The following is a 10,102-nucleotide window of genomic DNA, read 5'->3' on the forward strand; positions in this document are numbered from 1 at the left end:
GTTCTTATAAGACCGTCTTCGCGAGCCTTGGCGTAACCCCCTTTGTTTATCAGCTCTTGCCAATTAATAACTTCGGCCTTAATGAAGTGAGTCTCAAAATCCGAGTGAATAACTCCGCCGGCTTTGGGCGCTGTTAATCCTTTCTTTAGCGTCCAGGCACGAGTTTCGTCGGGACCAGTAGTCAAAAAAGTGATGAGGTCCAAAAGTTTATACGATTCCTGGATAAGCATGTCTAACTCCGACTCTAAGGGCAAACCTAAAGAGGCCCTGTCTTCACGGCTAAACTCAGAAGCTTCAAATTCAGTCAGAATATCAATGATTAAATAAGGCCAATCGTTGGCTTTAAATTTTTCTATAATACTGGCGGGAACTTCTTCGTCCCTGCCATTTAAAAGATAAAGCCGGGGTTTAATGGTCAAAAGCTGATAACTATTCAAATATTTGTATTCGTCCTCCGTCCATTCCTGCCCATAAAGAATCTGGCCAGTAACTAAAAATTGCTTGGCTTTCATTAGCGCTTCTTGCTCTTCACGAGCTCCCTTAACATTAGATTTAGCTTCTCCTTCAACTTCTCGCAAACGTTTTTCTATGGTTTCTAAATCTTTGAGAGCCAGCTCCGTATCCAAAATTTCTTTGTCGCGAATAGGGTCAATGGAACTTTCGGTGTTAATGATATCGTTTTTAGCGAAGGCTCTAAGCACATAGAGAACAGCATCTGTTTCTCTAATATTGGCCAAAAATTTATTACCCAATCCTTCGCCCTTATTGGCGCCTTTAACCAAACCAGCAATATCTACAAATTCAATGGTAGTATAAATTTTTCTCGCTGAATTCATAAGCATTGCTAGTTTTTCCACTCTTTCATCCGGAACAGCTACAACGCCTACATTAGGGTCAATGGTACAAAATGGATAATTAGCAATATCAACCTGTTTTTTAGTCAGAGTTTGAAAAAGAGTAGATTTTCCTACATTGGGAAGGCCAACAATGCCAATAGATAAAGCCATACGAGAATCAGTTTATAAAGTTCTTAAAGTTTATAAAGAGTAAACGACGACAAGGTTAAAGTCCAAACTAAATTTAACTCAACTAGCAAATTCAATTTTTTGAACTTAAACAGCACCCCTTTCTTTGGACAAAAAAATAGCATTAGCAGCCACTGCCCCCTCAGCGCAAGCGGTAATAACTTGATGCAAATTATTTGAGTTATTAGTAATATCTCCAGCAGCCCAAACGCCTGGGACATTAGTAGCCTGAGCGCCGTCTACTACAATATAGCCTTTTTCATCAACCTTTACGCCGATTTTATTGGTTAAAACAGTATTGGGAACTACACCTATTTCTATAAATAAGCCGTCGACAGCCAATTCTGTAGAATTATTATATGGTTTATCTAAAATAATTTTTTCCAATTTATTTTCACCGGCCAAACCAGAAATATTGGTATTAGCAATGAGAGTAATTTTAGCATCTGCTTTTACTTTATCAACCCAAACTGGATCGGCTTTTAAATTTTCACTTCTGTAAATTAGATAGACCTTATCAGCCAAAGTGCTCAAAAGTAATGCAGCGGTAATAGCGCTATTGGCAGCTCCGACTATCGCCACTGTCTTGCCCTTAAAAAAATAAGCATCGCAAGTAGCGCAGTAAACAATCCCTTTGCCTAGGTATTTTTCTTCACCAGGTAAATTTAATCTTCTCGCTTGACTACCTGTAGCGATAAGGATATTTTTGGCCAAATATTCTTTACCCTCTGTAATAGTGATTCTGAAGAATCTGTCTTCACGAGAGACATCTTTGACATCATCTAAAATCATTTCAGCCCCCAATTCCTTGGCATGCTCATACATCCTTTGGGCTAACTCAGCTCCAGGTATCTGATTAAAGGCTGGAAAATTTTCTACTATCCATGCCTCTGAAATAGTACCGCCAGGCAAGCTGCCTATAACCATATTTCTCATTTTATAACGAGAGGCATAGATAGAAGCAGTTAGGCCGGCTGGACCAGCTCCAATAATTATGAGGTCGTAAATATTTTGTTCCATAGCAAATTAGTTTAACACATGCTCCCTAGAAAATAAAAAAAGAGCCATCCTGTGTATGAGGATGGCTCGAAGAAGTGCTATATTTTCAAAACGTCCAAAACCTCATAGCTGCCCTTCTCTCCTTCGGGGGTAATGAGGTTAATGACCTCATCAATCTTGTGCCCACAGAGACTTTTCCCCGTTGGGCTATCAGGATCGACTTGATCATTTTGAAAAAGGGAGTCTTTTCCTATAACGAACAGTCTTTCCTGTCTTGTATTAAGGTCCCTTACCAAAACTCTGGTACCGTTCTTGGCAATCACAGGTTATTCCTCCGACTCGTCGAGAAGTTCGCCTATTTTGTCAAGAATTTCAGATGCCAAGGAATCGGCCAAGGCGCCAAAGGGTATAAATCCCTTTCTATCCGCATAGGTAAGAATAACGTTAAAGCTGTTAGCCTTTTCGTAATTAATGGTTACATCGGCACTTGCGTCAGCCATGCAGAAATGCATGTCCGGATACAGTGTCGCCATTCTGCAAACTTTGACGATTCTAACTTCAATGCTCTCGTTTTCGTCTGCAAAAACCTTTTCGACGCGGCGAAGCACCATTTGAGAAAGCTTAACTTCGCGTGTCCGACGAGCCCGTTCATGAGAGTCCATTCTCGCTCTAACGATTGGTCTCATAGGTCAGCGCCTCCTTTAGATTCATTGAGACTGTCAAGGCTATCAAGGATAGTATTAATTCTATCCATGACATGCCTCTTGCTAGTGCAGGTCACTGGAACATAAAACATTGCGACTTTCCGGTCATCCACAGCCCTAGAGCCTATACCTATAAGAGTGACTTCAGTATGGCTTTCGGACCATCGGCAATCAACAGACATTGAAGGACGTGAAAGCTCCTGCCCTAGTGTTTCTAAGGTGCACTTGCGTGTTTGCGCTCTTTGCATTTTGCCATCTCCTTTGTTTGGTTTGTGGATTGCTAAATGCAACCCCTTACTCGGTTCAACAGCGGTAAAATCTGGTCTTCTTGATCAGACTGAAAACGCGAATGAAGCTCGATTTCCACGAGAGGCATGCCTTGGAATCTTTTCTTAGAAACAGTATAGGGCACAGACCGATAGTTGAAACACCCCGTGGAAACTCGAACCACGAGAGGCTCCTCATTGTGGACGAACTTTACTACTGTGTCCAAGACATCGTTGCAGCGGGCATAAGCTGTCTCGATGTTCTTGTACAGAGTAGTATTATGCTCGGGACGATAATAGACCTCACAAGCGGCACAAAGACGAGCGTTGCTCACCCTGACTATAAAATCCGTCTGTCCTCTTTTCTTTTTGGAAACAATGTTGAGAATAAACGGATATACCAATATAGCCTCATCACGCAATGGAGAGCCCTGATAAGCCCGTAAAACAGTAGCAATCTTGAAGCACTCTTCTTTGAGGTGATTGCTACTAGAATTTTCTAAGGGCTGGCTGCCAGTTGCGTTAAGCTGATTGTTCAAACTAGTTGTTGCCTGCATTAACAAACCAGGGTCAATCATATTAACCTCCTTTCCGAGCATTTGGAGCATTTCAGCTCGTGGATGACATGCATAAGGTCTTGAAAATCTTTCCGATCCTCCAACGAAAAAAAGTTATCAATAAGTAGACTTGCTATTCTTGAACTCTTGTCGGAGGAAATTCTATACTTCACCCTAGACATGCCATGGGGGAGCTTGGTAAATCTACTCACCCTAACAACAAAACTAGCGCCTAGCCTTTCTTCTACAAATTGCCTCACCTCCTCTTCACTGGTTATAGTTTTGATTGCAGAGCTGTTCATTTTCTACCCTCCTCTCTAGGGCCGTGATGTCCCGACACAATTCACAGTAAAGGCGGTCCCAAAAGTTTTGGGATAGCTCGGGAAGATGGGTGGGCCAAACTATAAGAATCCCTAGCCTAGCCCCTTTTCCGGTTCTGTGAATATAGGCGTTCACTTTCAGTTCAGAACTGTCATTCTGGATGATTATTGCTTTTTCTGTTTGCAGGTGGCAGTTTTTCACTATCCTAGAGATAAGGCCAGAAGAGTATTGATAGAGATAAACAAGGTCACTCTTCCGATTCTCGTCAAAACATGGGGCGCCACTTTCCAAAACATCCTTCGCCGGTATTCCCATACAACCTCCCTTTCCTTATATTCTACTGTAAAAGAGCATCCTACAACGTAATTAGGATGCCAAGATTTAACCACTTAAAATTGATGTTGTCAAACAATTATCTATTTGCCCACCATCCAAATAGCAAACATTGCTCCTATGCCCAAAAGAAAACCCAAAAACTCTAAAACAAAATGACCAAAATGCTTTTCCTCTTTTAATTCGGGGACTAAATCCGAAGCGGCTAAATAAATAAAACTGCCAGCCACAAAGGGCAAAACATAATTATTGAAAGTCTCTAAACGCGAACCCAAGAAATAGGTCACAAGGCTGCCCAGAAAAGAAGTAAGACTAACTAGATAATTATAAAAAAGCACCTTCTTCCTTTTTAACCCGCTATAGAGCAGAACAGCATTATCGCCTAACTCTTGGGGAATTTCGTGAACCATAATTCCGAAGGTAGTCGCCCAACCCAAAGGAGAGCTCATTAAAAAACTAGCTCCAATAGCAAGCCCATCGAAAAAATTATGAATGCTATCGGAAAGTAAGCTTAATTTGGCTACTGGTTTTAAAAGTTTGTCTTCAAAATCTTGTTTTTCACAATTAGGTTCGGGGCAATGGTGATAATGCAATATCTTTTCCAAAAGAAAGAAAATACTAAATCCCAAGAGAGCAACAATGAAGGCTGGCGCGCTGCCTATGAGGGTGCTGCTCTCAGGCAAGATATGAATAAAAGCGTCCCCTAATAAAGCCCCAGCAGCAAAAGCAATAAAAACCAAAAGAAAACTATTTAGCTTTTTGTGGTTAATGCTCAAAAGTCCGAAGGTAAAAATGGAGATAAAACTAACCAGCAGGTTAGCTAACAATATAAGCAAGAAAGTCATTCTGTTGTAATAAAATTATCTTTAAAAACTTTGCGACTCTCGTTTTGAAAATCCTGGATAAGCGCATCCGAAGGAATGCCGGTAATATGGTCTACCGTAGGAGAACCGTCAGGATTTTTGTCTGGAATCCTAATGTAATAAGCTAACTCGTCTGGACTACAGTTATGTTTTAAATTATCAAAAGATGTGTCAGGAATAAAATGAGTTAAATTTTTGCCTGTAGCGCCTAGGGACGCTTCAACAGAAAAAGTAGGATTATACTCTTTGACGTCAATTATCTCTAACCTGTCAAAGGCATGTTTATATTTAACCTGCAATCTTCCCACGTCAGGAGCTCTTCCCTTATTGCTTATAATTAAATCTGTTCCTTCAAACACGTCCTCTTCCCAATTAGCCGCTGAGCAATTGAGACCCAAACTCTGAATAAGATGCTCGGTAGCTACTTGTCCCAAAATTCCAGAACGAATTTCGTTAAATAATGAATAGGCATTTTTTTCACGGCTATAGTTCTCGTAAATTTTCCAAAACATTTGGAGCTCTTCTATACTTTTATCATTCATCATCAGATAATGGGAAAATGCGCCCAAAGCTTCGGACAAATCTTTTAGAGCTGCTACCTGTTCATTTCTTAAGATATTCTTTGTATCAGCATTTAGATTATTCCCCTTTTCCAAAGTGTCTCTAATTTTCTCTAGGCTTTGCTCTGTTCTCAGAACAGCGGGCAAGGCAAAAACCGCCTCTACCATATCATTTAATTCTGAGTCTTTTAATTTTTCTTGCCACGAGATTTTATGATTTTCTACTTCACTAGCGCTAACGGAGCAAACATCATCCTGCAACGCCTTAATGGTTTCCTGGTTCAAAATCTCCTTGTCAAAAACGGACTCATTCGCCTCAGTTGGTGAGCTTTCTTTTCTCTTGAAAATAAAAGATTCTATAGTCATAGTTTAATAGTATTACAATAGCCTTATCACTACCTAGCTGTCAATATCTTTCTCTTTAAAAATTGGAATCTTACTTGAATAAGGCAAAATTTGGGGGCAAAAAAATTACACTAGCGATGCAGTAAAAAATGGCAAAAATGATTAAAACAGACTAGAATGGAAAAGAATCAAAAAACATTAATTTCTTTATAGGCAAATGACAGATTATAAAAAAAATGAAATCGAGCAGCTCATTCGGGGCAAGAAAGTTCTAGTGGCTGGTTTAGGCGTACTGGGAGGTGGATTAGCCGCTACTAATTGGCTTTTAAAGCACAGGGCCATAGTTACGGTAACTGATTTAAAAGAAGCTTCTGAATTAAAAACCTCTTTGAAACAAATAAAGACTAACGGACAAAAAATAAAATATACTTTAGGTAAGCATCTGGTTTCTGATTTCAAAAACAATGAAATCATTGTAGCTAATCCGGGCATGCCACTTCAAAGCCCCTACCTTAACGCCTCGCGTCAAGCTGGAAGGCAGATAGTTAATGAAGCTTCTCTTTTTTTTAAATTCAATAATAACCCCACTATCGCAGTCACCGGAACGCGCGGCAAAACTACCACTGTTAATTGGATAGGACACATTCTTAAAAAAAGCAATCCAACCACTATTGTAGGAGGAAATTCTTCTGATGTGCCAATGCTTTCCTTCTTGGATAATTTAAAGAAAAATCAACCTGTGGTTTTGGAACTAGGTGCTTGGCAACTGGAATTAGTAAAAGAAAATGGTCCAAAAGTGGCCGTCATTACCAATCTGTATCCAGACCATTTAAACCGTTATGGCAGTATGAAGGCCTATGCCACTGCCAAAGCCAATGTTTTTAAGAGCCAAGATAAAGACAGCTATCTCATATTAAATAAGGATAATGTTTGGACAAAGTTTTTTCTTAAATTGAAACCGCAAAGTCATTTATATTTTGTTTCTGCCAAAAAATTACCCAAAGATTTGAATGGCCTTTATGTAACCGGCAACAATTTATATTTTAAAGAAGACTCAAATGTTATTACTATCCTGAATATAAAAGAATTCCGCGGAGATTGGGGCGAACATAATCTTATGAATCTTATGGAGGCTATGTTGGCCGGCCACCTCTATGGGTTGTCTTGGACTGTGGTAAAATCAGCTTTAAAGGATTTACCTCAAATCAGTTTACGTCAAGAAATTGTCTATAAAAAAAATGGACTGACCATTATTAATGACGGCGCCGGTACTTCCCCAGATGCTACCATAGCCGCCCTCAGGCGATTTGCTAAACCTACAATTAATTTAATTCTGTTAACAGGCGGCACTGATAAAAATCTAGATTATAGAGAATTGGCAAAAACGATTAAAAATAAAATTCCCCCCAATAATCTTATTTTGTTAAATGGGTCAGGAACTAAAAAGTTAGTCGATTTATTGTATAAGCTAAAATACAGCTCTAGCTATTTGGTGCTAGAAAACCTCGAGGATTGTTTGAAGGGCGTTTGGCCGCGATTAAAAAATAGCAACAATGTTATTTTATTTTCGCCAGCGAGTGCCAGTTTTGAAAAATTTAAAAACGAGTTTGATCGTGGAGCCAAATTCAATTTAACTGTTAAAAAAATATTCAAATAGATATGTCGCTTAAAACTCCTGATACTTTTTATTCTGACGGAGAATGCCATATGGCAGAAATAGCCGATGTGGCAACATTCGTGGAAAGACAAATGGAAGCTAGGGGAGAAAGCCCTGAAGCTGTTACTTTTGATTCTATTTATGCTTCCGCCCAAAGCAAAAACACCGCCGACAACAAATTAACATATCCGTGGATGGACGAAGAGTGGCCAAATATGACAAGCAACCAAAAAATTAAAATGCTTAATGAGCTGATAGACAGTTGGCTGGATGATGAAAAAATCATTCTCTACGCCAATAAAGTGGCCAACGGCAATATTACCAGCGATAACGAAATAGACCGCCAACAGCTAGTGAGCGGAGCTGAAACGTTAGCCAGTCAGGCTTTGGACAGAATGAATGCCAACGGCTATTTCAATAAAGAACAAAAATAGTCTGGGTGGTGGGATGCGCGCCCACGATCTCGGCGTCCCGAACGCCGCGTGTTAACTACTGCACTACACCCAGGGGGAATAAATGACTAATTTCTAATGTCCAATGTCTAAACCGGAAAGAAAGCAAAATGACTAATGGCCAATTTCTAATATCCAAACGAGGAAAACGCCCACATGCGATTTCCCATATTAGCTGATTAGGCTTTCTTTGGCAAACTAGGCATGGGGATTGGCGCTAGAGTCAGAGACATAATATTTCTTTTTTATTTCACTTTCCGACTCGTCTAGAGTGTCTCTATAAATTTCTTTCGCTTTTTCGGACAGGGTGATTAGTTCGCTATCGCTTTTTTGATTAAGCTCCTGAGACTTAGCAAGGAGCTTTTCCTTTTCATTAAACTCTGGGTTTTCTATAACTAGCTCCAAAAGAATTCCTAAAATATATCCCAGCCGAGGACCAGCTTCAATCCCCTCACTAATAAGATCGTTCCCATTTATTTTAAGCATTTTGAGGCCGGGGTTCTGCCCATCCAGTTCTTTAAGAATTTTTTCTATCCTAAATAAAAAGTGCCTCAATTTAAAGGGATTGGCTTTGGCGCAACCTGAGCCGATTCTATCGGCTTCTCTAACCTTAGCAAGGTCCTCCATATTTTCACGTCCCACTTTTATTAGGAGCCGGCGTAAAGAGGCATCAGTAGTAACATCGACTTCGTAAAGAAAACCGTGGTAGCGCACTAGCGTATAAATTTTATCCAACAAAATGTTACTAAAGTGCAAACGATTGGCCACGGTCTTAAACATACGAGCGCTTTCTATTTCGTGATTATAAAAAGTGGCCTCTTTCCCTTCGCCACCCTTACGGCGAGGTTTACCTATATCGTGAAAAAGGGCGGCCAGCCTGACCTCCAAGGAATAATCCTGGGAAACTGCATAATCCAAAGAATTAAGATTGTGTTCCCAAACTGTATAAATATGGTGTTTGTTTTGAGTAACACCGATGCCTTCTTCCAATTCCGGCAAAAAGAATTTTAATAAACCATTTTCAGAAAGAGCTTGCACACCCCACTTGGCTCTGGGCGTCATAATAATTTTGAAAAACTCGTCTCTAATCCTTTCGGTGGAAATATTTTTTATTAAGGCGCTGCTATTTTTGATGGCGGAAAGAGTTTGCGGTTCTATGGTGAAATCAAGAGAACAGGCGAAACGAATGGCACGTATCATTCTCAGGGCGTCTTCTTGAAACCTTTCATCGGGGTTGCCTACTGCCCTGATAATCTTATTAGCCAAGTCCTTTTTACCAGCAAAATAATCTTCTACTATCATTTCGGGAAAAGCTAAGGCTAAAGCATTAACGGTGAAATCGCGGCGGGACAAATCTTCCTTAAGAGAATCAACCACTTGTACTTCGCTGGGGTGGCGATTATCTAGGTAGCCGCTTTCGCTTCTATAGGTAGTAATTTCTAAATTCTTCAAACTAGGCTCTGCTTCATCGGTAATAACATTGACCGTAAAGAATTTATTTTCATAAACGCTGTGGGGGAAAAGCGCCTGAATATTTTCAGGCGTGGCGTTGGTGGTAATGTCCCAATCATGAACAGGATTATTCAGAAGCAAATCTCTAACACAGCCGCCGACTAAATAAGCCTCATAATTTTGAGTCTTTAAAAGCAAAAGCGCTTCGCGAACGACTTTGGGAATTTCTATATTTAATTGGTTTTTATCTTCTGCCATAACCTCTAAACAATATACCATAACTTGAGTCAACAAAAAACCACTCAAAGTTACAATTAGAATCAATAATTCTTTGTAACGTTGAGTGGCAAAAGTTTAGCTCTCTCCTTCTAAACTTTTTTTAACAGCTTATAAAAGGTTTATCTAATCAACATACAGCTAACGGATTATCATTTCTATATTCATGAGTGGCAGCAATTTGAGGAGAGAGATTTATTTCCCCAAAGGGGAAGAAAATCATGCTGTCAGGGAATAAAGGTAGTGATAAGCCGTCAGCTGTATACCGACTAAATTGTATATTCTATTCTAA

Annotated in this window: 11 protein-coding genes; 2 read left to right on the forward strand and 9 right to left on the reverse strand. The window is 39.8% G+C overall.

Translation table 11 applies throughout. The annotated features are described in order from the left end of the window. The 8 genes from ychF to PK547_02370 all read right to left on the reverse strand — a co-directional run. On the reverse strand, nucleotides 1-1,007 hold a 1,007-nt coding region (ychF, locus tag PK547_02335), incomplete at its 3' end, for a redox-regulated ATPase YchF (GenBank protein HPR91550.1). Nucleotides 1,008-1,112: 105 nt separating this feature from the next. Beyond that, nucleotides 1,113-2,045, reverse strand: a complete 933-nt coding sequence (locus PK547_02340; protein ID HPR91551.1) for an FAD-dependent oxidoreductase — start codon at nucleotides 2,043-2,045, stop codon at nucleotides 1,113-1,115. Between the two features lie 77 nt (nucleotides 2,046-2,122). Then, nucleotides 2,123-2,347, reverse strand: a complete 225-nt coding sequence (locus PK547_02345; protein HPR91552.1) for a GreA/GreB family elongation factor — start codon at nucleotides 2,345-2,347, stop codon at nucleotides 2,123-2,125. A 3-nt stretch (nucleotides 2,348-2,350) separates the two neighbouring features. Then, nucleotides 2,351-2,710, reverse strand: coding sequence for a hypothetical protein (locus PK547_02350; GenBank protein ID HPR91553.1), 360 nt, complete (start codon nucleotides 2,708-2,710; stop codon nucleotides 2,351-2,353). A 298-nt stretch (nucleotides 2,711-3,008) separates the two neighbouring features. Then, nucleotides 3,009-3,602: a hypothetical protein gene (locus PK547_02355; protein ID HPR91554.1), complete on the reverse strand. Its 594-nt coding sequence runs from the start codon at nucleotides 3,600-3,602 to the stop codon at nucleotides 3,009-3,011. Between the two features lie 216 nt (nucleotides 3,603-3,818). Continuing rightward, nucleotides 3,819-4,187: a hypothetical protein gene (locus tag PK547_02360; protein ID HPR91555.1), complete on the reverse strand. Its 369-nt coding sequence runs from the start codon at nucleotides 4,185-4,187 to the stop codon at nucleotides 3,819-3,821. Between the two features lie 101 nt (nucleotides 4,188-4,288). Next, nucleotides 4,289-5,050: a ZIP family metal transporter gene (locus PK547_02365; protein ID HPR91556.1), complete on the reverse strand. Its 762-nt coding sequence runs from the start codon at nucleotides 5,048-5,050 to the stop codon at nucleotides 4,289-4,291. Continuing rightward, entirely contained in the window at nucleotides 5,047-5,994 is a 948-nt protein-coding gene (locus PK547_02370; GenBank protein HPR91557.1) for a hypothetical protein, read from the reverse strand. The genes PK547_02365 and PK547_02370 overlap by 4 nt, the downstream gene beginning before the upstream one ends. Before the next feature lie 196 nt (nucleotides 5,995-6,190). Between PK547_02370 and murD the strand changes: the two genes are divergently transcribed. After that, on the forward strand, nucleotides 6,191-7,630 hold the full coding sequence (gene murD, locus PK547_02375) for a UDP-N-acetylmuramoyl-L-alanine--D-glutamate ligase (GenBank protein ID HPR91558.1): 1,440 nt from the start codon (nucleotides 6,191-6,193) through the stop codon (nucleotides 7,628-7,630). A gap of 2 nt (nucleotides 7,631-7,632) precedes the next feature. Continuing rightward, nucleotides 7,633-8,064, forward strand: coding sequence for a hypothetical protein (locus PK547_02380; protein ID HPR91559.1), 432 nt, complete (start codon nucleotides 7,633-7,635; stop codon nucleotides 8,062-8,064). Between the two features lie 216 nt (nucleotides 8,065-8,280). Here the strand turns inward: PK547_02380 and PK547_02385 are convergent, their stop codons facing one another. After that, nucleotides 8,281-9,792: an HD domain-containing protein gene (locus tag PK547_02385; protein HPR91560.1), complete on the reverse strand. Its 1,512-nt coding sequence runs from the start codon at nucleotides 9,790-9,792 to the stop codon at nucleotides 8,281-8,283. Nucleotides 9,793-10,102: the final 310 nt, after the last annotated feature.

It is taken from the genome of Candidatus Paceibacterota bacterium, assembly GCA_035404205.1.
In the GTDB taxonomy this organism is placed as follows: domain Bacteria; phylum Patescibacteriota; class Minisyncoccia; order UBA6257; family JAVHQB01; genus JAVHQB01.